Origin of the sequence: Paenibacillus hunanensis (assembly GCF_034055775.1) — a bacterium.
In the GTDB taxonomy this organism is placed as follows: Bacteria; Bacillota; Bacilli; order Paenibacillales; family Paenibacillaceae; genus Saccharibacillus; species Saccharibacillus hunanensis.
In genome coordinates this window covers 542,544-566,008 of record NZ_CP139194.1, presented here as the reverse complement: position 1 = coordinate 566,008, position 23,465 = coordinate 542,544, and the positions used below count along the sequence as shown (strand labels likewise).

The following is a 23,465-nucleotide window of genomic DNA, read 5'->3' as shown; positions in this document are numbered from 1 at the left end:
CAAGGTAACACTGAAGTGAACATTCAATCTCCCCCCTTTCGTATTGGATAATATTACAATAACATAATTATAACTGGAGGAAAAATAATGAAAAAAATCTCATTTTCTGTATTTTGCTTCATACTACTTTTATCAACCTATAGTTCTTTGGCCACAGCAGCAGATGAAACCCTATCAAATGAATCTAATAAACAGTACACAGTAAAAGACATAGTCAGCCCTGAGTATTTAGAAAAATACAAAGGTAAATATAGTTCTTACGAAGAAGTTCAAGAAGCTGCGGGATTCGAGAATAGCCTGGCACCTATAGAAGAAAATCAAAAAGAGGAGTTTGAAAGTCGTCCTTTTTTAAAAATTAATTCTGTAGATGAATATGCAGCATACTTATTTTATGCTAAAGATCAAAACAATCAGAATGAAATTAATTATGTGAGCGAGGATGATATTAAACCGAAATATAGCGCTATGGAGAATTGGAGTACTATAATTCATGATGGTGGGATACCTTACAAAATTGTTGGCTATGCAGATGTATTAGTAAACAAATGTACAATTACGAATGTAAGTGCTTATTCAAAAATTGTAGGATTTGTGCCTCTAACACAGTGGCTTCCTGATACACCTTCTATTTCTAGACCTAATAACTATACAGCAACTATACGATATTCCGGTACTCAAGTTACTGGTGTAAATGTAGGCGGAAACGAAATGGTTCAAAGAACTCCAGTAGCTAAAACGTATACAAATTATGCAATTTGTCACGTTAACTAGAACAGAAAATTATTTTCAAGATGAAAATCATCAAATCGTATTGACGACCTTGTTCATCCGTTATATGCTACGTATGAAACCGCAACCAAATTATATACAGCGACCGTACATCGGCGTGTTACCAGCAATGGGCATGAGCCAAGCAACGGACGATACGAATATCCTTTCCGGGTATCTTTGTGTCTCCCTTGTCTTGGCTCTTTTTGGCGTTTCTGGGCTTGGATGGATACATGTCAGGTATAAATTGCAAAATTGACGGCTGCAGCGTCATTCTTGCTTTTCGCCAGCGCCTTACCGTGTTATCCTGCAAGCAAGAGGTGATTATCGGAATGAGCATAGACAATCGATTGCTGCGTGTAGATCGCGTAGTCGGCAACAATATCGTGATGGCATCGTATGAGCCAACCGGTGTTGAATATGTGCTGCTGGGCAAAGGACTCGGCTTTGCCGCCAAAAATATGCAGGAGCTGAACACGTCGGATGAACGCATCGAAAAGCGGTTTCGACTGGAAGACCGGGAACAGCTGATGAACCATCCGACCTTTTTCGAGGATATGGATGCGCCGGTGCTGGAGGTTTCGGATCGAATTATCCAGCGAATCGAGCAGACCTTTCCTGAACGGTTGAACGATAAGATCTATCTGGCTCTGCCAAGCCACATCCAGTTTACCGTTTATCGGATGCGTCATGGGATCGAGATCGTGAATCCTTTTTTGCAAGAAACACAGCTTTGTTTTCCACAGGAATATGAGGTGGCGCTGGATGCTCTGCACATGATACGCGAGTCATTTGAGCTGGATATCCCGGAGGATGAAGCGGGCTTTCTAACGTATCATATCCACTCTGCGGTCACGCATGTACCTGTCGGACAGCTCGTTAAAATGTCTTCCCTACTCGGAAAGCTACAACAAATGATCGAGCAGGAGCATAATATGACTTTCCGCCAGGGCAGTATGAATCAGGTACGCCTGATGATCCATCTGCGCTTTGCACTAGAACGGATCGTCCAGGGCTCGCTTGTCGATAATCCGCTGATCCATCATATTCGCGAGCAATATGCTGCGGAGTATGCACTGGCAGTACGGATGAAGGACGTGATGGAGCAAGAGCTCAAGCTAAGCGTGCCGGAGGATGAGGTTTGTTTTCTCGCGATGCATTTGTATCGGTTATTCCGTACGTACAATAAGGAAGGCTGATCGCACGCATCGCAGCTTATAAATACGATTATATGGGTGCTTGGTGCTTGGTGCTTGGTGCTTGGTGCTTGGTGCTTGGTGCTTGGTGCTTGGTGCTTGGTGCTTGGTGCTTGGTGCTTGGTGCTTGGTGCTTGGTGCTTGGTGCTTGGTGCTTGGTGCTTGGTGCTGACTAATGGTGAGCCACGGCTTCCAACCTTACAACAAGAATGATGTGAATTGTGCTTCTATTCATCCGCTAATCGTGTTGTTATCCTCATTCATCGGATGGGATAGCGACAGAGTTAGCGGATGAATGTACAGCCCATTTCGTATATTCTGCAATGAAAATATTTTTCATAGGATTCCGTATTTTGTAATACGCTATACCGCATCATCCCATTTCAAAAGAAAACAGTATACGGGTAGGTCAAAATGATGTACTCCCTATCACTGTAAGGAGGTCTATGCCTATGCTTCAATTTTTACAAAAGATCGGTCGCTCGCTGATGCTTCCGGTCGCTACACTACCTGCCGCAGCCATTTTACAAGGATTTGGTCTGCTGAACTATGAGAAGGATATTCCACTTGGCTCTACGGTGGGGGGATTTTTGAATCAATATATCGCTCCGCTGCTTACCGCTGGTGCTGGTGCGATCTTCGGTAATCTCGCGCTCATCTTCGCTGTCGGTATTGCCATCGGTATGGCACGCGATGCTGTAGCTGCGCTGTCGGCGGTTATGGGTTATATGATTCTGACTGCGATTCTCGACATTATTCCGGGCATGATGAGCTATATTCCGGATGACGTGAAGCTGAATATGGGCGTACTGGGTGGTATTCTGGTCGGTCTATGGGCAGCGTATATGTATAATCGCTTTCACAATATTAAAATGCCGGATTGGCTCGGCTTCTTCTCCGGTAAACGCTTTGTGCCAATGATTACGGCTGCAACGACTATCGTACTGGCTACCTTGATCGGTATGATCTGGAGTCCGATTCAGGATGCCATCTCCGCATTCGGGATGTGGGTTGTCGGTCTGGGCGGTTTTGGTGCCTTTGTATTCGGTGCAGCGAACCGTTTGCTCGTTCCAATTGGTCTACACCACGTATTGAACTCGATCGCCTGGTTCCAGATCGGCGATTATACCGATGCTGCGGGTAAAGTCGTGCACGGTGACCTGACTCGCTTCTTCGCTGGTGACAAATCGGCAGGGATGTTCATGTCCGGCTTCTTCCCGATCATGATGTTCGCTCTACCAGGTGCAGCACTCGCCTTTATCCATACAGCACGTCCAGAGAAACGCAAAGCGGTAGCTGCCATCTTTATCAGTGCTGCGATCGCTTCGTTCCTCACAGGTATTACGGAGCCACTGGAATTCGCGTTTATGTTCACTGCACCATTATTGTATGTTGTACATGCCTTGCTGACGGGTCTGTCTGGCTTGATCATGTATATGCTGAACGTCAAGCTCGGCTTTGGCTTCTCGGCAGGTCTAATTGACTACCTTGTAAATCTGAAGCTTGCCACCAACCCGCTGCTGATGATTCCAGTTGGTCTAGGCTTCGGTGTCGTGTACTATGTACTGTTCCGCTTCCTGATCGTGAAGTTCAATCTGAAGACACCGGGTCGCGAGGATGATGATCTGGCAGTAACTGCTGTTCCTGCTACAGGCACGCCAACAGCTCAACCGAAGGCTGCTATCTCAGCTTCTGGTGCAACGAGTAGTGACAGCAAAGCCACTCAAGTCCTGAACCATCTTGGTGGTGCACAAAATATCGATAGCATCGACGCATGTATCACGCGTCTGCGTCTCGTTGTTAAAGATGACCGTCAGGTTGAGGATGCAGAGCTGCGCAAGCTAGGTGCAGCTGGCATTATGCGACTCGGTCAGGGTGCCGTACAGGTTATTTTCGGTACACAATCCGAAGCACTCAAGGATGAGATTAAAGATATTATCGACAAGTAATACATGGATATCCCCCTACAATACCTGAATCGTATACTACTGTAATGAAAACTCAGATTACAACTAAAAGCATCGCTCGCAGTGATTCTCTCACTGCTGGCGATGCTTTTTATACTTTTCCAATCATGAGTTGCGAGATTACCGGTAGCGATTATACGCTCTCTATCTACTACGCTCCATTGTTAAAACTCGTTTGTTTTTGAAATGCAGTTCAGGCAGCTACGGATGCGACTGTACTCTTTTACAATAGCTCCACGTATCCAGCCCCACCATGCAGGCGAATCCGCTGCCCATCTCGAATACGTGTGGTCGCCTGATCGACGCCGACAATCGCAGGCAATCCATACTCACGTGCAATGACCGCACCGTGCGTCATCACTCCACCCACCTCGGTAATTAACCCTTTTATCGTGACGAATACTGGTGTCCAGCCTGGATCGGTAAATGGGGTTACCAGAATATCCCCTTCCTCCAGCGTAGCCTCCTGCATCGAATGTAGCACACGCGCTCTACCTTCGACGACTCCAGCCGATACAGGTGTTCCTGGTAATGCTCCTTCTGGCAATGAATCTTGCCTGTACTGTCCACTGATCGTTTCGCCCTCCGAAGTAATCACACGTGGTGGCGCCAGACGGCTGTACTGCTCATCATCACGGCGACGCTGCTCGATTAGCTCCAGATCGGCTTGTCTGGTACGCACAACCTCATTCAACTCTTCCAGCGTTAATTCGTATACGTCTTCCTTATGCCGGATTACGCCCGTTTGTACCAGGTGTTCTGCCTCCCGCATAATCGCCTGTTTATATATAAAATAGCGTCGAATCATGCCATACTTCGGATACTCACGGTATCCGCTCAGTTCACGCAGCATACGCACATAATGCTGAAAGGCACGTAGCTTCTGCTCACCCTCGGGTAGCTGTACGATTCGTTCACTCAGCTCTGCTTCCTTAGCTGCGGCACGCTGCTCTCCTAAATGAAACCGTTGCTTGCCAGCATCGGACGCATTACTTTTAATAGAACTCAACAGGAGCGGAATTAGTGCAGCGGGATGCTCACTCCATCGCGTCCGCGTCAGATCGATCTCACCTGGACAACGCATCCCATAGCGCTGCAAATACGCATCCATCGCTTCACGAACAATACTGCCACCCTCCACATCTCGAAGCTGCTCCAGAAATTCATCATCCTCTGTCCGTTCTAGTAGCGCGATCACCTCGGGAAAAGGACGAATGGTATCCGCCAGCTCCATTAGAGCCAGTCCCATCTCAGAGGTTACATTACCAGGAATCGACTGGGACAACATATCTGCCGCATGCTCTTCACCAAGCCAATCATAGACCTGACGATTAATCCAATTAAAAGCGTCCATCGCTCCCTTGATCGCCACCATACTATCTGGTTCGAATAAAATGCTGCGCAGCTCATGCAAATCCTCATCAATATAATCCATCGCTTCTGTTCCTGACCGATTGGGCAGCTCGTTTTGGAGCTTTTTTAAAGATGTCTCCGTTCGTTCAACAAGTCGATTAACGATGGAACGATCGATGACTGGCAGCTCCGCCTCCACACTCGCTTCATGAGCAGGAGTCGACACCCGTTTTGCTGGAGAAGACTTTAATGCTGATTCAGCTTCTTGCCCGCTCAACGGAGTCTGCGCTACAGGTTCATCCAGCAAAGGAATAAAGCCACGATCGATCACCGTTTGTAGGGCATCACTGACGAGCGGATCCGACTGTGCGAAGCCTTCGATCAGCATCTTACGCGTAGCGTTACGCTGTAACAAAGCGGTCGCATCGACGAATAAACGCCCTCCTGCTACACGCATCAGTGCTCTTGTCGTTCTTAGAAAAAAGGACAGCCCCAGCGGTCGCATCACATCCGTCATCATCTGCTGATGACCTACCGACAGATACACCCGATTCCCAGGCTCCGTCGCTTCGGGAATGGGATACAGGGTCGTGATCGGACGACTCTGCACAATATAAAACTGATTATTCGCCAGGCACCATTCGATATCCTGAGGCTGACCAAAATAACCTTCAATCTGCCGTCCAAGCTGCGCCAGCTGTACAATTTGCGAGTCGTTTAATACCTGTTGATGCTGGCGGCTAGCTTCAATCGTCTGCGTTACCGTTCCTCCCTGCGGCATTGGATATATCGCTGTCGTTTTCACCGCTATGCGGCGCTCTGTCATTCGCCCATCGCGCACAGCATAATGGTCTGCCGAAGCAATGCCAGACACTAGCGCTTCCCCCAGTCCCCACCCTGCATCAATAGCTAGCTGATGACGATTGGAGGTGAGCGGATCAGCAGTAAACAAAATACCGGAAGCTTCTGGGAACACCATCTTCTGCACAATTACACAGAGGGAGAGCTGGCGATGATCGAAGCCATTGTGAATACGGTACATAACAGCACGCTCGGTAAATAGCGACGCCCAGCAGGCTCGAATATGCTGCATTAATGAGTGCTGACCGATCACATTCAAATAGCTATCCTGCTGTCCAGCAAAGGACGCATGGGGCAAATCCTCTGCGGTTGCACTGGAACGGACGGCATACGGCTCATCCGCACCCAGTCGTGTTAGGTGCCCTGTGACCTCTTCTGCTAATTCAGCAGGCAGCTCGGCTTCAAGTATCCATTGCCGTATTTGCAGCGCGAGCTCTCGAATGGATTCATTTTCATCTATAGACAATATCGCTAATTGCTGGAGCCATTCATTATACTGTGCACGATGCTGCACGAATTGCTTGTAAGCATCGGTGGTGATGCAAAATCCATCCGGTACAGCAACACCCTCCATTGCATGCAGCTGCCCCAAATGAAATGCCTTTCCACCTACCAGCTCTAGCGAATGCTCGGTAGTTAACTCCTGCAAATCCACTACATATTTCGTCATCCCCATCGCTCCCGTCCGCTTGCCGAATTTGATGTTTGACAAGATTTCGTCCCTATGATATCATTAAATTATAAGATGACCATACTATATTTAAATAATAAAAAATACGCGATTCTATTATAGCATCGCGTATTTTTATATGCAATACGTCACCCTCTACCTTTTGCTTTATGCAGAAGTAGAGGGTTTTATTATGTTTATTTGAGCTATATTTAGCGGTTTTAACGATGTTCTTTTCACCTTACTTCTACTTCTACTTCTACTTCTACTTCTACTTCTACTTCTACTTCTACTTCTACTTCTACTTCTACTTCTACTTCTACTTCTACTTCTACACCTCATTGTGCCACACAGTCCTTTCCTGTAAACGAATACTTCTCCCTCTAAACGGGTAAATGACAGGAAACAGACCAATCGAGGTGACCACAATGCCTGACAAATTCGACTACGATCTCGACTATCCCAATCTCGATCTGCGCGAGCATCCTGAGCTATATCGTGTAGGCAAGGGTGAGCAAGGCGTACTTATGGTAGAGCCGTACAAAGGCGAAATCCTTCCACACTGGCGCTTCAAAACGCCCGATATCGCTAAGGAATCCTCTGAGAAGATCTATGCAATGTTTCTAGAATACAAGGAGCAAAACGACTTTGTCGGTATGGATATGGCACGTAAATTCCTGCAAATGGGCTATACGCGTGCACGCCGCTATACGAACCACAAGGGCGGACGTAAATACGATGAGGACGGCACTATTTTGCCCTATACTAGCGATCCGATCAAAGCAGAATCCGCACGCATTTTCAAAGTAAAATGGGATGAAGCGAAGACGGACGCCGATTATATACGCATGAAAAAAGAGCATCAGCAGCGCTATGGCGGCTGATGCTCTTTTTTGCTCGTATTGTGCCTTATGATATACAGTTGATGAGCAGCAGACATTTTATGATCATCGTCGTTTTTGGTTTATACATAGGGAATATAATGATGCCGATATATGTGTACCTTTTACTATCAAATTACTATCAAATTACTATCAAACTAGATTATCCAGTTCTAAATACTGAACGAATTTCTCAGCAAATGCATCTCCATATACTTTCCGCATATAGGCAATATTAAATATATATTGCGAGTTATTGTCCAGCTTCTTTACATAACGCAGCAGTATTTTCCCATCGTCGCTGGATGGGTCTTCATTTTGCTGTATCCGTATTAATGCCTTTTTTACCCGTAGAGATAGATCGTCTACATAAATATGGTTTTTCAGCTTAGGTGGAACTACCAGCGACAAATCACAACCCTGAAACACTACACCATCAAGCATACAATTAGCAAAATTAGCCTGTAGCCCTTGCTTTCCGTTCCCTTCAAATGTAATATCGACCAGCTTCCCAGCAAATGTACAATTCACAATACGAGAAGCTTGCAGCACCCGATCCTGTAGCTTGCATTTGGTAAATGTACAGTTGACGAATGTCGCATTCTCCATCGTCATCCCTCTCATATCACAGGAGGTAAATTCGCAATTCACGAATACAGCTTCCTCCTGCCCGATCCCCACTGCACGCAGATCACAGCGGATAAACGTACACGTATCCATCGTACAATGGGCAAACAATCTCGTATTACTCAAATCGCAGGTATCGAACGTCATCTCTCGCAGCATACAGCCAAAAAAGATCGGCGCACCGATATTCGAGTTCGTAATCGTCATATTATGTAAAGATTCGTTTTCGTACCGCACGATATCTAGGAAGGATTCCTGGTTGATGATCATATCGGATTCAAGCTTACGCATGGGTATGATCCCTTCCTTTCTGAATGGCTATGATCGCATACCGCCGCCCGCATCATATGAACTATAGGTGAATTAGCTTTTAGTTACAATAAATATACGGGCATCTTCATCTGTTTTGACCCATTGTACACTAGCTTTCATCGTCTCAGAGATAAATCGCAAATTCACATTAAACGTGTGCTCGGTCGGATCAATAAACGGCGGAGCAACCAGAGGAACCATTTGTCCATTAACGATGGCATTGCTGCTATTATTAGTCAGCCTGATTAATTTTAATAGCCAACCTTTCATTTTACGATCCTCATCCTCTTCTATTCATATCATGTGCTATCTATATTATGCCAAATGCTGTCATTACAAATCCACATCCTCTATATTGAGATTAGAACTTTTATAGGTATCGAGGATATATCGTGATAAACAAATTTTAGATGTTCACAGGTAGGTGATACGATGAAAATCAATGAGCTCGCACGCAAGCTGGGAATATCGACGCGCACGATCCGCTTTTATGAGCAAAATGGGTTGTTGCCTGGTGTGATTCGCGAAGATAATCGCTATCGTGTGTTTAGCGATGAGGATGTGTGGCGATTGCAGACGATTATTGCACTACGGGAAGCAGGTATGACGGTAAAGGATATTCGCGAGGTATTGGAATCAGAGTCTGCGCACCATGCTGTTACAGATCGCGAACGACTGCGGTATTATTTGGAGCTACAGCAGGCGCTACTGGCTGGACAATGGCTGGAGATGCGGCGGATGGCAGAGACGACCTCGCAAATGCTGGAGTTATTACAAAAGGAACAGGAGTTACCGTTGCAGGAGTTTTTCGAGTTAGCGCAGCAGGCACGGCAGCTGCGTGAGCTACGGCACAATTGGCGGGATCACTGGAATTTTGATCAGCGAGCCGAAGAACATGATCGGCATGTACATACAGATCATACGGCGTATCCCGGCTATGACGAGGTACTCACTCATACTGCTGCTAGTGTGCGTGCAGCTCAAGGCGAGCGAGGGCTGGATCTGGGTACAGGAACAGGGAATCTTGCAGGGCGATTGCTGGCGCAAGGGGCAAATATGGCAGGTATTGATCAATCCCGCGAAATGCTCAAGCAATGTCGGAGCAAATTCCCTGCCATGGATGTACGAATCGGTAATCTGCTGTCGATTCCTTATGATGATCGAAGCTTTGATTTTGTCGTGTCCAGCTTTGCTTTTCGCTATCTGGCAGAGCAGGAGCTGCCGCTCGCCCTGGCAGAGCTACAGCGCGTATTGAAACCACATGGACGGATATGTATTACCGATACGATCCCAGAAAACACAGAAAATTCTACACTTGCCCGACTACTACAGGATTGGCTCGAGCAGCACGATTATATGCTACAACGTACCTCACCTTACACGGGTGTGTTCACGCTGCTGGCGGTACCCATTCGCGTATGGTCATAGATTAGAGCGCAGAAAAAGACCGCTTTTTCGGATTGATCGTGATGTCAGAGAAGAAATCCGAAAAAGCGGCCTATGAGTATGTTTATCGTTGTATTGATTATGTTGAGGAAAGTCATATTGCGGAGCCTTGGTGGGGATGAAGGTAATGCATTTATTTGATAATAATGATGACACCACGATCCAGATGCTTGGACATGGACTTGCCTCCTTTGAAAAGCGGATAGTGTGGGTAAGTTCAGAAAGGGACGATTACTTAATGATGATGATCACGCTACGCTCGTTTGTCATGGATGGGTTCTCCTTTCATTGGATATTGACTTATAGTGTGGTGAGTAGTGAGAAATAAAGATTACTTCGTTACGATGATAATGACGCCGCGTACAGGTGTTTTTTGCATGTTGTTGCCTCCTTTGTCGTTGGTTTTGTTGTGAAAATGGGTTGAGTGTGATGGGAGATTACGCTGTTTGTGTGATAATGATAATGACGTTCAGGATGGAGCTTGTATGCATATCGATCCCTCCTCTCGGAACATGTATGTATAAGATGGGAATGTGATCACTGGCTGGGTGACGGGTGAATTATTTCGTTACGATAATGATCACGTTACGCTCGTTGTTCATGGATGTGTCCTCCTTTCACTCGATCAATGAACCCGCTACTCCAGCGAATTACTTCGTTACAATGATGATCACGCTACGCTCGTTGTTCATGAATATGCCCTCCCTCCACTTGATAGATGAACCAACTGCTCCAGCGAATTACTTCGTTACGATGATAATCACATTACGTTCATTGTTCATGGATGTATCCTCCTTTCACTCGATAGATGAACCAACTACTCCAACAAATTACTTCGTTACGATAATGATCACGTTACGTTCGTTGTTCATGGATATGTCCTCCTTTCACTCGATAGATGAACCAACTGCTCCAACAAATTACTTCGTTACGATAATGATCACGTTACGTTCGTTGTTCATGGATATGTCCTCCTTTCACTCGATAGATGAACCAACTGCTCCAACAAATTACTTCGTTACGATAATGATCACGTTACGTTCGTTGTTCATGGATATGTCCTCCTTTCACTCGATAGATGAACCAACTGCTCCAACAAATTACTTCGTTACGATAATGATCACGTTACGTTCGTTGTTCATGGATATGTCCTCCTTTCACTCGATAGATGAACCAACTGCTCCAACAAATTACTTCGTTACGATAATGATCACGTTACGTTCGTTGTTCATGGATATGTCCTCCTTTCACTCGATAGATGAACCAACTGCTCCGACGAATTACTTCGTTACGATAATGATCACGCCACGCTCGTTGTTCATGGATGTGTCCTCCTTTCACTCGATAACTGAACCAACTGCTCCAACGAATTACTTCGTTACGATGATGATCACATTACGCTCGTTGTTCATGGATGTGTCCTCCTTTCACTCGATAAATGAACCCGCTGCTCCAACGAATTACTTCGTCACGATAATGATCACGTTACGCTCGTTGTTCATGGATATGTGCTCCTTTCACTCGATAACTGAACCCGGCTCCAACAAATTACTTCGTTACGATAATGATCACACCACGTGTTTGCATCCTACTCACCTCCCCAAAGGAATCTTACTCACCTGACCTCCGCGCTAACGCCAGCCCTTAGCGAGCTACTGCATACGGCTTCATCTGAGATGGATACACGACGGCTGATTTTAAAATGCTGTACATGTACATATCCCGATGTTCGCCTTCGCGGTACACATGATCTCGTAAAATGCCTTCCTGCTCAAAGCCAAATGCGTGGATCAGCTTGAGTGCGCCTTCGTTATGCAGATGCACTTCACCGGAGATTTTACGTAGATTCAGGTAATTGAAGCAGTATTGCAGAATCAGCTCGGTAACGTAGGTACCTACCTTTTTGCCTACATAGTCCGGCGTCAGCACGAGGCCGTATTTGCAGCGCTGATGAATATACGAGGTTTCGTACAGCATGGCCATACCGGCACGCTCGCCATTCACTTTGACGATAAACATCTTGTTATCGCCGGATTGGAAGAAGCCGACCGTTTTGTCGATACTACCAGCTGAGATCGGATACTCTGACGGCTCTAGTGCATTCATAATCACCGTCGGACTATTGTACAGCTGTAACAAAAACGCTTTATCCGCTTCCTCTACGCCCACCAACACGATCCCTTGCTCTGCATTCATCAACATTTGAACCCCTCCATCTTTGTATTAGATTGATCGATACATTCCGCAATACTGCCTAGCTTATTTCGTGTAGAGCTTCTATTTAATCTCTTCAAGCTGTATGACAGCAGACGCTGCGGCATGTTCAGGGTGCAGTTTCAAGGATGCCATGACCTGGGGCGCTGCAAAATAACTGAGGATGTGTACTGGCTGGATATACGAGATACAACAGATTTGACGTGATGCGTAGCAGACTACTGCGAATATAGTCTGCGTGACTTCTACCTGCTTGCTATACCTGGAAAAGGCTCGTTCGCCTTTTACTCGGCCATGCCTAGTACAGCAGGGGTCATATCCTTCGCTGGTGGCATTGCACGAGTGTGCTTATTCAGCAGCCAGTAAGCGGAATTGAGTATGACGATCACGCCACAGGAGATGATGAGTACACTATTTCCTGCCCAGGCTCCAAGCGCCCCACCGAGAATCGCTCCAACCGGGGCAATCGCGGCGGATAATCCGAGTACAGCTGCCATCACACGGCCGATCAATTGTGGTGGGACGACCGACTGAATCATGACCTGCGATAAGACGTTGATCATGCCTGCTGGAATCCAGCCGATGGCGAACAGTGCAATCGCCATCCATGCGGCAGGCACCACACCGGTCAGCATCCAGCATACGCCGCAGATGAAGATGAGCAGGCAGTAGAGTAAGCCCATTTTGAAGCGATGAAGCTTGAGTAGCGAAGCGGCATACGAGCCAGTAATAATCCCCACACCCGCAGCAGCCATGAAGAATCCGTAGTATTGCGCGCCGCCCCAGCTCTCTGCAAAGGCAGGAAGTACGGCATAGATGGAGATGCCTGCTAGATTGACGAAGATGATACCGAGCAGCATCCGTGTGAAGATCGGTTTTTTCAGTACATCTAATCCCTCACGCAGATCGCTATTATACTGACGAATGACGCTTTTTAAGGTTGGACGCTTGGCCTGCTCCAGCGGCGCATCTGCCGCTTGTACTCTGGCAGCATCTTGTTCCTGCTTCACTTGTGGTAACCGTAGAAGGGTGAATAATAGCGCGGTGAGCACGAAGGTCATACTATTCAGATAGAAGACCGATACAGCGCCGACCATGGCGATCACAATCCCTGCAAGTGAATTAAATGCTGCGTCACTTCCTTGATAGGCGATGGCAAACAATGAATTCCCTCGCGTTAGCTGTTCCTTCGGTAGCACCTTTGGCAGCAAGCTTAGCTGCGTCGGGTAGATGAATTGATTGAGCAGTGAGATGACCGGCATCAGTACCAGCACGATCGTGATCGTCAGCATCCCGTAGGCATATAATGTTGGAATGATCAGCAGCAGTACGGACTGCGTAATCTGCGTGAAGATCATAAGCCGTTTAGCCGGAAAGCGATCGATCAGCGGCCCCATCACGATCTGAGCCAGCGCCGGGAGTGAAGTTAAGAATAACGCCAGTCCCGTGTATAGCGTCGAGCCTCCCAGCTGATAGACCATCCACATTGCGGCAATGGCGTAGAAGCTATCACCCATATTCGCTAGAAAACGTCCACTTAACAGCAGTGTGAAATTCCAGTTACGTAATATTGAACTCATGTGATTTTCTCCTTTCGTGTTCTTTTAATTATTCGGTCATATTTTTTTGACCGTTTCGGTAAAATAAAAACCTACCCTTTTTACAAGTAATAGGTTCCTATCCAGCGAAGGAAATCGATACACCAGCCTATAATAAGCTGCCTGTATCCTTCGCCTGTTAATCTGCCGCTTTTACCGTGCTACGCTCTGCCCACTGAATCTTCACTTCGTAGCTTGCCTTGTCACCATCGGCACCCTGTCCATTCAGCTCCTCGTAGAGACGATCGATGCCTTCCAGAAAACGCTGGAGCGATTCGGCATTGCCTTCGAAATGATAATCCTTTTTCGTTAGCTGCGGTGCCCCGCTAAAGCTTAGTAAATCTTCACTTGGAATGATCGCCTTGGCGATCGGGCTATAGAACTTTTGCAAAATCCCATTTTTCTCTTCCCGGCGGACGACTTCGATAATTCCGTTCTTCTCCAGCTCCTGTAGATGATAATGGATTTTGGAACGGGATAGATCCATCTTTTCGGCAAGCTGTTGTCCGGTCATCGGCTCTCTGCCCAGATGATACAGCAGCTGAACACGAAACGGATCACTTACGGCACGAAGCTGGTTTAACTCATCAATAATCAGAACATCTTTCATTTGCAACTCACTCCTACTTTTTTAAAACCGTCAGTTTTGTTTGACCGTGTTGTTTGATTGTATTGTATGATGCCAGAGCTGGGATTGTCAACGGTTTTTTGGAAGTTTTTTCAAATGAATATTGGATATTTCTATGCCTGAAATTGCGCTTCTACTTAATGCGTAGAAATCAATCACCCATCAGCGTACATATTTTGTACATCCATTCCTCATTTTCGTGCTGTGTTCGCTATACTTGCGCCATGTTCTTGCCTGTATACGCCTGCTATAATCACCCTATAACTAGCGAAGATCATCGTTGATCGACTATGAAGGAGGATTCCATGATGTCTGATGTGAAAATAACGTTACTACCATTTGCCGATCTATCTGGCTATACGGAGGGCTTTACTATCGTCTCTGCGCAATGGGGACATGATGGTCTGGCGTATGTGTTACTTATGAACGAAGTACCGGCACGAAAACAAGGCATGTTCGTCCAAACGGCGCTTGAACAACGATATACGTATAAAGTGCTGGTGGCATCGGAGGATTATATTGAGGAGATTGTCATTCCAGAGCAGCAATACTTTTACCATTATGTACAGCCCCTGCATGATGATCTGCTACTGGTCGGAGCACGAGCTGCATATTATGGACGAGAGCAATACGATCGCAATGCCCGTGTTTGGAGCCGCGAGGGCGTGGAGATTCGTGATTTTCTGCTGGGCGATGGTATCCAGAATGTACAGGTGAGCCGAAAAGGAACGATCTGGGTCAGTTATTTTGATGAGGGTGTATATGGTAATTATGGCTGGTCTGATCCGGTTGGTGCCAGCGGCTTGATCGCCTGGGATTCGAAGGGGAATATTCGCTATAAAAACACAGCTGCCCTGATCGATGACTGCTATGCGCTTAATGTCGTCAACGAAAAGGAGATATGGTTTTATTATTATTCTGATTTTCAGCTTGGACATATTACCAATGGCGTGCATACTGAATCATCACAGGTAGCCTTCATTCATCCGGGTATATCTGGCTCCAGTGGCTTCTGTACAGACGGTAGAAATTTCTTATTCGAGGCGGGCTATGATAAGCATGGAACATCCTTTCAATTTAAAACGCTGGATACATCTGGACAACTAAGTACCGGCAAAGTAATCGAGTTCGTAAATGAAGAGCATGGCTCGCTTCAGTATGTACAACAGGATTGCAGAAAGGATCGTCTTCTACTATGCACCGAGCAGGCATTATATGTGGTAACGCTAGAAGAGGTTCAAGCAATGCTGGAATAGACAACATTGTACCCATGCACCCATGGCTTGCAGAAGTCTGGTAGATCGATAAAGCAAGTCCTGCCTGATGATCCGGTCATATCATGTAGTCACATCTGCTAACACGGTTCTGCATCTCATCGGGACAATTCGTTTGCTCCTGCTAACCTTCTGCCAGAATGGTTGCTTTACGTAATACAATACAGCTACAATAGGCTGGATGAGGCACGTAGCATCTGCTTGAAAAGGAACAGCCTGATGCTCCAGCTGCTAACGAACCATCCATATCCATACCAGCTAGCCATTTCACCCTTCATCATCCGCTGAGCACCATCTACCTCCAATAGAAAAGGAGCTTAAAACCATGAGTAATGATCAGTATAACCGCCCTGTGTGGAATACGCTGGATCAGCAGCAACGACGAAGCCTGCTGGAGCAATTGAAGCCTCAGCTACCCGAAGGCTTTGAGCTGGATCGAATAGAAACCTTCAGCCGATATGGAGCAACAACAGAGACCGGTGTATTTACATATAAGGGCAGTGAATTTGTATTTGTGCCGGGTGATACAGTAACACTCGGACTCCAGCAATGGCCAGATGAAGAGGACGAAGCGACCTGGACAGAGCTCCGGTCTATACTCACCGATATTGGACTCCCACCAGAAAGTGCAGATTCATTAATGGATAATCAGCTCTCTCCCGTACGTGAAGCTATCATTCGCCCGTTACTCGCCGAGCGTAAGGTGCATTCTGTAAGCTGGGAAGAAACATCGCTCGACGAGCTAGATCCCGAAGAAGATCAGGACATCTTCGAACAAATCGAAGTCTTCAAGCAAGCTCAGTACAATTCTTACGAGCTCGATCAATCCTACCGACTTGAGCGTGATGGCGATACGATCCGCGTCTGGTTATTTTACACGACGGAGGATGCAGCCGAATGGGCAGAGATCGAACTGGATTCACCCTTTCAGGTGCCCACGGAGGATGAATGGGAGTATCTAAATGGCGGTGGCGTCCGCACGATGTTCCCATGGGGCAATCAATGGGACTATACGATGAAGCTTCGCTATTTTGAAAAGGATAAAGCAGCCACTGCTTCACCTGACATCGAACGTCCATACGATCTAGAGTTAGCTAATGGCTTCGGTCTGTACTTCCTCGGCGATCCTTACCAGGTCGAGCTTACGTTATCACCTGACGGACAAACCATCGACAAAGGCGGCGATGGCGGTATGTCGCTATGCGGCGGCGGTGGCATGCTACTCGGCTATCTCCCGGTCGGCATTTATTACCGCTCGGCGTATCAAGATGAGCTGGATTGGACCGATCGTATTGGAAATATGCACTATCGTCGTGTTATTCGGCTTTGAATGAGGAACCACTCCGGCAAGGAATAAGGGGACGGACTCAGGTGGAGCCGCGGGAATCTACTGGATTAGGAATTACATGTAGATTCCCGCCCCTCCAAAGCTGTAAGATATTTTGCTTCGCAAAAATCACTTTCCATTGAACCTCGTGTTAGAAGATCACTAACACTATAAGTCGTCCTTTCCCCTTATTTCCTTTCCTCCGTTCCGTGCATTCTGCAACAAGAATAAAAGTACATCGTAGCATGGGAGTTGGCAGTGGGTTCACGGACAGGACAAGGACAAACAGACTGTATACTCAAATGATTTAAGGTTTACTTATCTATGTTCGTACAAATCCATACGCACATAACGGAAGGTAGAGAACAATACCAAAAGACCGACCTTTAAGCCGGGATACGCCTGCTCTATTACAATCAAAGTATCCCGGCTTAACCGGAGGTCGTTGGTATGTTCTCTATCTGGAGTGGTTGCTGCAAACACGCCAACATAAAAAATCCCATTCACCTTAACAGTGAACGGGATTTTGCATATCTAGCGTATATTCAGTTTACGATCATACCGGAGCCGCCACAGGTAGCTTTTCAGCTGGTTCAGGCTCATCGTGCTGGACAAGTGCGTGTTTTTCCCATGCTCTGCTCTTCCAGCGGAAGTACATGATCACGGCGCGTGTCCATTCATCGGCGGCGATTGCTAGCCAGATGCCAGCTAGACCCAGATTCATTTTGAAAACGAACAGGTAGCCGAGCGGCAAGCTCATGCACACCATTGAGATCAAGCCCATATAGACCGGGAATTTGGCATCACCAGAGGCACGGAGCGAGTTGATAATAACGATATTACAGGTTCGTCCCGTTTCCAGCAGGAAGCTCAGCAGGATGACCTGTGAAGCCATGCGGATAATCTCTGGATTGCTTGTGAACATGCCGATCAGTGGCTCGCGCAGCAGGATGATGATCACGTCCATGACCAGCGTTGCTGCCATCGCCCATTTTACACTTTTCCATACGCGGTGGTACGCTTCTTCCTTGCGCTTTGCACCAACGAGGCGACCGACGATGATCGCTGTTCCCATACCGATTGCGATACTGAACAGATAGATAAAGGTCGAGATATTGTTCGCATACTGGCGGGAAGCCATCGCTTCGCTACCCAGATAGGTGACGTAAAAGACGAATACGAGCTGACACAGCTGATACGTAATTTGCTCAACTGCGGACGGAACACCGATTTTCAGAATTTTCATAATATACTCTTTGGACATTCTGAAGTAATCGGCAACCATGATCCGTACTTCCATTACACGATACATCAGCCAGAAGAAGATCAGCATACATACAAGACGGCTGATGATCGTCGAGATCGCTGCACCCTGTACGCCCATTTGAGGCAAGCCCCAGTGACCGAAGATGAGCAGATAGTTCAGACCGATATGCAGTAAGTTCATAAATACCGATACAAACATCGTTTCTTTCGTAAAACCATAGGTACGAATAACAGCAGCTAAAATATTAATCAGTGCCTGTAAGAAAATTGCACCACCGACGATCGCGATATAGCTCTCTGCCAGTGCTAGAATATCGCCTTGCAAGTGCATGGATTCCATAATATGTCCACCAAACAGCAGGAAGGTTCCACTCAGGAGCACGCCTACAGACAGGTTCAGCGTAATCGCCAGTGCCGTAATTCGGCTTGCTTCCAGCAGCTTGCGTGAGCCAATATACTGGGCTACAACGATTGCCGCCCCGTTGCCGATTACCTCCAGAATCAGTATAGCGATGGAAATAACCTGGTTGGATGTACCAACCGCCGCAACCGCGTTGTCAGACACGTCACTCAGCATCAGGGTATCGACGATTCCCATTAACATAAACAGGAATACCTCAAGGAAAATCGGCCAGGTTAATTTAAACAGATTAAATTGTGTTTCAACAGGGGCTTTACCTTGTGCAGGGTTCATAGCGCTCATGATGTCACCTTCCTTTTGTTTGTTTCTTTTTACTACAATCCGTTATGGCAGTCTTGGCTGCAAAAAACCTCCAGGCAAATCATTCATTTGCGTGAAGGTCACATGGCATTTCCGACGGGCATCTCTTAAAACTCTACGTATCTTAGCACATCCATTTTCCAATTGCACTACCTAAATTGAAAATTTCTGAAAGAATTTCAAATTTTCCGATTCAAACGTTTTATAGACGGGTATTATGCTGCTTTTGCAGAAAGAATGCGGTACGAAATATGGGTTTCCCACACGTTTACATAAGCAAACAACATAGCAAAAAAAGCATTTCGCTCTTCTATGTCATGAAGAGCGAAATGCCTTTTGTATCAAGGTTTTATGCGATAAAATGGTAATATACACCAGTCATCATTCCTACACCCGATGGACTTACAGAATATCATAACCACTTACACTTTCCATAATATTTCAATTTGAAAATCATTGTGAAAAAAGTCTCGTATTTTTGAAAATAATTGCTCGCTTAATCGCTTACAACGGTCTTCAGCTAAGAACCCATTTTCATAAATTGATTGACCTATGCCTTATTGCTCAGCCAGAATCACCGATACGCTATTGTAGCCTGGACGCAGTGACATTGGGTTTCCCTGAATCGATACACCGAACGCATCATTCACGATCCCGACGATGCTAATGCCTGAGCTAGCGACACGCTTGGCGCCAAATTCCATATTGTAGCCAGTGTAGTAATCAACATAGGCATTTCCGACCGTCTGTAGATCGGCTTGCGTGCGGTACACGAGCGAGAGCTGCTTTTTACCACCTGCGACCTGCTCAACCAGGCTTACACGCTCGGCATCTGCTGGAAATGGAAAGTCCGCTGACAGGTACGAGCTCTGAATAATCCCTGTCGTCATCGATACATTGTATACTGGCGGAGCAGGCTCGGTTAAGGTGTCGATCGGTCCCGGAGTTGGTGTGATAGGAGCGCTCTGCCCCTGTGCTGCATCACTTGTATTCGGGCTTGTCGCGGCTGGAGCGGTTGTCGTTGTGGCATCCTTTGTAGCCGCAGAGCTGGCATTGCTGCTTGTGCCAGTTGCTGTTGAAGGAGCTACGGCTGTATTGGCCGCTGCATTTTTATTCGTCGTATCCTGAGTTGTTGCGGTTGCAGCAGGTGTAGCGGCTGCACCAGACTTACCGATCAGCACCTTATTGTTCACCGCATCATACAGCACCGATGTATTCATCGTTTCACCAATCGCACGAATCGGCAAATACGTACTACCCTGATACGTAATAGGTGTGAGCGGCTGCCCGTCTACATTAACGGGTGTATAGGTTTGTCCATTTAATTCGATACTAATGCCATGATTTTTGAAAGCCTCGATCTTCTCCAGCTTTACACCAGCATATACGCCAGTGGAGCCAGCGAGCATCATACCTGCTAGCATCATGGGAAACAGCCATTTTGTCTTTTTCATATGTGGTCCTCCTGTTCGCCAGATGATTTGCCGTTAGCGCAGGGATAAGAGTGTGTACCCGGCAATTCATTTTGTTATTAATATCGGCGAAAGGAGCACGTCTCATTATATAGTACAAATGTAATATTTTAGATTATGATCTTAGCTTGCTCAATCTTCGCGTTCATGACGGTAACGCTCGGCTTCCTCGTGCATACGTCGTTCATAGCTATTCCGATGCAGCCATACATTGTTGTTCAGATTCGCTACCTGCCCCATCGCAAATAACACCGCCAGAATGATAAAGATAAGGAAATACGCCTGCATAAAGTAGCCCAGATAAAAGCAGGTCACGATAGCAGCTAAGATCAGCAATGTCGCTACCAGCAATACTCGGAGCATGATTTTCTTCATATTCATTCTCTCCTGTCTTCGGCTATTCTTCTTCATGCAATATAGCCGCAAAAGTCTGCCGGCTTCTGTCTTGCGAGCAGTTCTATCGAGCTATATTTGCTAAAGAATCACCTATCGTGTCATTTTAACAAATTTCCACAAAATTTAGCATGACTTTTTGCGCGTGAGGAGTATAATGAAATACGCCTGTTCAGTCTAGCCGCCATGCAAGCTGCACAGCCGGTAGGTAAGGATATGTGCATATGCTTCGATCCACCAAGCCGGTATGATGTTGCTTTCTGCTGTGCGGTCTGTTTTAATGTCTGCATACCGTGGATAGACTGAGCAAATTGCGTTGATACAAGAAAAAGGGTGTATATAAATCGTAACGTATTTTATATGTATCCATGGTGGCTTTGTACACGTATAATCATTATGTTATTTGTAACATCAATTATCAAATTTACACAACGAAGGGGTACAAAAAGATGCTAGGCAAGTTAAAGCGTATCTTGATCGGAAGACCGATGAAATCCGCAGAACTCGAAGCGGAAAAGCTAGGCAAACTGAAAGCACTCGCCATTTTGTCTTCCGATGCGCTATCTTCGGTTGCGTACGGAACCGAACAGATTTTAATTGTATTGATGGTAGCCGGTTTTGCTGCACTATGGTATTCCGTTCCCATCTCGCTGGCTGTACTGGGATTGCTGGTTATTCTAGTTATCTCGTATCGTCAGACGATCTTTGCCTATCCGACCGGTGGCGGTGCCTATATTGTCGCCAAGGATAATCTCGGACAGATTCCGAGTCTGATTGCCGGTGGTTCATTGCTGGTCGACTATGTACTAACGGTAGCTGTTAGTTCGTCCGCAGGTACAGACGCGATCACATCGGCGTTTCCTGTATTGCATGATCATCGGGTATTAATTGCATTGATTATGATTGTATTTTTAACGATTATGAACCTGCGCGGGGTGACCGAATCTGCATCCGTGCTCGCTATTCCGATCTATCTGTTTGTCGTAGCGATTTTCTTCCTGATTATTAGCGGTGTCATCAAATACATGACGGGCGGCATTGAAGCGGCGGCTCCGGAATTTGGCGCTACCGTGTCCAATGTCAGTCTGTTCTTATTGCTCAAGGCGTTCAGCTCCGGTTGTTCGGCACTGACAGGGGTTGAAGCGGTATCGAATGCGATTCCGAACTTCCGCCAGCCTGCTGAGCGTAATGCAGCTGCCACACTGCTTATGATGGGGATCATTCTGGGTAGTATGTTTATCGGGATTACACTGCTTGCCTACTGGTACGGTGTGAGCCCACGTCCAACCGAGACGATCATTTCACAGATTGCTCGGATGACCTTTGGCAGTGGCGTAATCTATTTTATTATTCAAGGTGTAACGGCACTGATTCTGTTCCTTGCTGCCAATACGGCGTACTCTGCGTTTCCACTGTTGTCGTTCATGCTGGCAAAGGATAAATACATGCCGCATATGTTCATGGTACGTGGTGATCGCCTGGGCTTCTCGAACGGGATTATCTTCCTGAGCCTAGCTTCCGCATTACTGGTCATCGTGTTCCACGGAGAGACGGACAATCTGATTCCACTGTATGCGGTCGGTGTATTCATTCCGTTCACACTGTCCCAGCTGGGGATGATGATTCGCTGGATCAAGCTTCGTCCAGCCAACTGGGGAATCAAGCTGCTGATCAATACGATCGGTATGCTGACCACGCTGTCGATTACGCTGATCTTTATTTTCACCAAGTTCTCGCAAATCTGGATCATCTTCATCTTCCTGCCCATCGTCGTGTACCTGTTCCACAAAATCTATGTGCACTATCAAAATACAGCTGAACAGCTGCGCATCGACCTGGATCAGGATAAGCCACAGCCGAAGGGCAATACGATTATCATTCCGGTAGCTGGAATTACGCGGGTCGTAATGAACACGATCAGCTATGCACAAACGCTATCACCGAATGTCGTCGCTGTGTATGTTGGCTTTGACGAAGAAGCGATTGAGAAAATGGAGAAAAAATGGGAGCAATGGAATCCAGGTGTACGCCTGATCATTCTGCGCTCACGTTACCGTAGTATTCTGGGTCCACTGCGTCGATTCATCGATACGGTTGAATGGAAAAACGGGGAGACCGATCATATTACGATTCTGATTCCGCAGTTCGTCACCAAGCACTGGTGGGAAAGTATATTGCATAATCAGACCAGTCTGCTCATGCGTGCGTATCTGATCAACTACAAGGATGTTGTTGTAGCGACCGTACCGTTCCATTTGAAAAACTAACGAATTCTTTTACAGTCTGTTGTAAGCGATCCTGCTTGCAGCAGGCTTTTTTACTTGCTTTGCGACTGGGAAATATTAGATAATACATACATCATACGGCGCTGCGATGATGCCGATTAGGGTATACACTCTGGAAGTTATTGGTCAATAACACTCCAAATCGGGTACAAACGAGTAAAGGCATGTATACAAGAGGATTCAGTAGCAATGGAATGGAGTTTGGG

Annotated in this window: 17 protein-coding genes; 8 read left to right on the top strand and 9 right to left on the bottom strand. The window is 46.5% G+C overall.

Annotation, left to right across the window (positions count from 1 at the left end):
• Window positions 1-87: 87 nt before the first annotated feature.
• The 3 genes from SK066_RS02220 (at window position 88) to nagE (ending at window position 3,913) form a co-directional block, all read left to right on the top strand.
• Window positions 88-771: a hypothetical protein gene (locus SK066_RS02220; protein ID WP_320543485.1), complete on the top strand. Its 684-nt coding sequence runs from the start codon at window positions 88-90 to the stop codon at window positions 769-771.
• A 329-nt stretch (window positions 772-1,100) separates the two neighbouring features.
• Window positions 1,101-1,967, top strand: a complete 867-nt coding sequence (locus SK066_RS02215; RefSeq protein ID WP_320543484.1) for a BglG family transcription antiterminator — start codon at window positions 1,101-1,103, stop codon at window positions 1,965-1,967.
• A 449-nt stretch (window positions 1,968-2,416) separates the two neighbouring features.
• Window positions 2,417-3,913 carry an N-acetylglucosamine-specific PTS transporter subunit IIBC gene (gene nagE / locus SK066_RS02210; RefSeq protein WP_320543483.1) on the top strand — a complete coding sequence of 499 codons (1,497 nt, stop codon included), beginning with the start codon at window positions 2,417-2,419 and terminating at the stop codon, window positions 3,911-3,913.
• A gap of 241 nt (window positions 3,914-4,154) precedes the next feature.
• Here nagE and ppsA read toward each other — a convergent pair whose 3' ends face one another.
• The gene (gene ppsA / locus SK066_RS02205) at window positions 4,155-6,815 is read right to left on the bottom strand and encodes a phosphoenolpyruvate synthase (protein ID WP_320543482.1); all 2,661 of its coding nucleotides are present in this window, start codon (window positions 6,813-6,815) and stop codon (window positions 4,155-4,157) included.
• Window positions 6,816-7,243: 428 nt separating this feature from the next.
• Between ppsA and SK066_RS02200 the strand changes: the two genes are divergently transcribed.
• Complete coding sequence (locus SK066_RS02200; RefSeq protein WP_188774323.1) at window positions 7,244-7,699, top strand: DUF4385 domain-containing protein; 456 nt, start codon at window positions 7,244-7,246, stop codon at window positions 7,697-7,699.
• A gap of 150 nt (window positions 7,700-7,849) precedes the next feature.
• Here SK066_RS02200 and SK066_RS02195 read toward each other — a convergent pair whose 3' ends face one another.
• Together SK066_RS02195 and SK066_RS02190 are read right to left on the bottom strand one after the other, a co-directional pair.
• Window positions 7,850-8,614 carry a pentapeptide repeat-containing protein gene (locus SK066_RS02195; protein ID WP_320543481.1) on the bottom strand — a complete coding sequence of 255 codons (765 nt, stop codon included), beginning with the start codon at window positions 8,612-8,614 and terminating at the stop codon, window positions 7,850-7,852.
• 72 nt (window positions 8,615-8,686) lie between these two features.
• Window positions 8,687-8,905, bottom strand: a complete 219-nt coding sequence (locus SK066_RS02190) for a stalk domain-containing protein (protein WP_320543480.1) — start codon at window positions 8,903-8,905, stop codon at window positions 8,687-8,689.
• A 162-nt stretch (window positions 8,906-9,067) separates the two neighbouring features.
• Between SK066_RS02190 and SK066_RS02185 the strand changes: the two genes are divergently transcribed.
• Complete coding sequence (locus SK066_RS02185) at window positions 9,068-10,063, top strand: MerR family transcriptional regulator (RefSeq protein ID WP_320543479.1); 996 nt, start codon at window positions 9,068-9,070, stop codon at window positions 10,061-10,063.
• Between the two features lie 1,662 nt (window positions 10,064-11,725).
• Here the strand turns inward: SK066_RS02185 and SK066_RS02180 are convergent.
• From SK066_RS02180 to SK066_RS02170, 3 genes are all read right to left on the bottom strand, one after another.
• Entirely contained in the window at window positions 11,726-12,283 is a 558-nt protein-coding gene (locus SK066_RS02180; RefSeq protein ID WP_188774327.1) for a GNAT family N-acetyltransferase, read from the bottom strand.
• A gap of 296 nt (window positions 12,284-12,579) precedes the next feature.
• Entirely contained in the window at window positions 12,580-13,875 is a 1,296-nt protein-coding gene (locus SK066_RS02175) for an MFS transporter (protein WP_320543478.1), read from the bottom strand.
• A 157-nt stretch (window positions 13,876-14,032) separates the two neighbouring features.
• Window positions 14,033-14,503 carry an ArsR/SmtB family transcription factor gene (locus tag SK066_RS02170; protein WP_188774329.1) on the bottom strand — a complete coding sequence of 157 codons (471 nt, stop codon included), beginning with the start codon at window positions 14,501-14,503 and terminating at the stop codon, window positions 14,033-14,035.
• A 323-nt stretch (window positions 14,504-14,826) separates the two neighbouring features.
• On the opposite strand from SK066_RS02170, the gene SK066_RS02165 reads away from it, so the two are divergent.
• Complete coding sequence (locus SK066_RS02165; protein ID WP_320543477.1) at window positions 14,827-15,777, top strand: hypothetical protein; 951 nt, start codon at window positions 14,827-14,829, stop codon at window positions 15,775-15,777.
• 343 nt (window positions 15,778-16,120) lie between these two features.
• Complete coding sequence (locus SK066_RS02160) at window positions 16,121-17,125, top strand: hypothetical protein (RefSeq protein WP_320543476.1); 1,005 nt, start codon at window positions 16,121-16,123, stop codon at window positions 17,123-17,125.
• A 553-nt stretch (window positions 17,126-17,678) separates the two neighbouring features.
• Here SK066_RS02160 and SK066_RS02155 read toward each other — a convergent pair.
• From SK066_RS02155 to SK066_RS02145, 3 genes are all read right to left on the bottom strand, one after another.
• On the bottom strand, window positions 17,679-19,091 hold the full coding sequence (locus tag SK066_RS02155; protein WP_320543475.1) for an MATE family efflux transporter: 1,413 nt from the start codon (window positions 19,089-19,091) through the stop codon (window positions 17,679-17,681).
• Between the two features lie 575 nt (window positions 19,092-19,666).
• Window positions 19,667-20,563: a stalk domain-containing protein gene (locus SK066_RS02150; RefSeq protein ID WP_320543474.1), complete on the bottom strand. Its 897-nt coding sequence runs from the start codon at window positions 20,561-20,563 to the stop codon at window positions 19,667-19,669.
• A 150-nt stretch (window positions 20,564-20,713) separates the two neighbouring features.
• Entirely contained in the window at window positions 20,714-20,956 is a 243-nt protein-coding gene (locus tag SK066_RS02145) for a hypothetical protein (RefSeq protein WP_188774334.1), read from the bottom strand.
• Window positions 20,957-21,423: 467 nt separating this feature from the next.
• Between SK066_RS02145 and SK066_RS02140 the strand changes: the two genes are divergently transcribed.
• Complete coding sequence (locus SK066_RS02140) at window positions 21,424-23,241, top strand: APC family permease (RefSeq protein WP_188774335.1); 1,818 nt, start codon at window positions 21,424-21,426, stop codon at window positions 23,239-23,241.
• The last annotated feature ends 224 nt before the right edge of the window (window positions 23,242-23,465 follow it).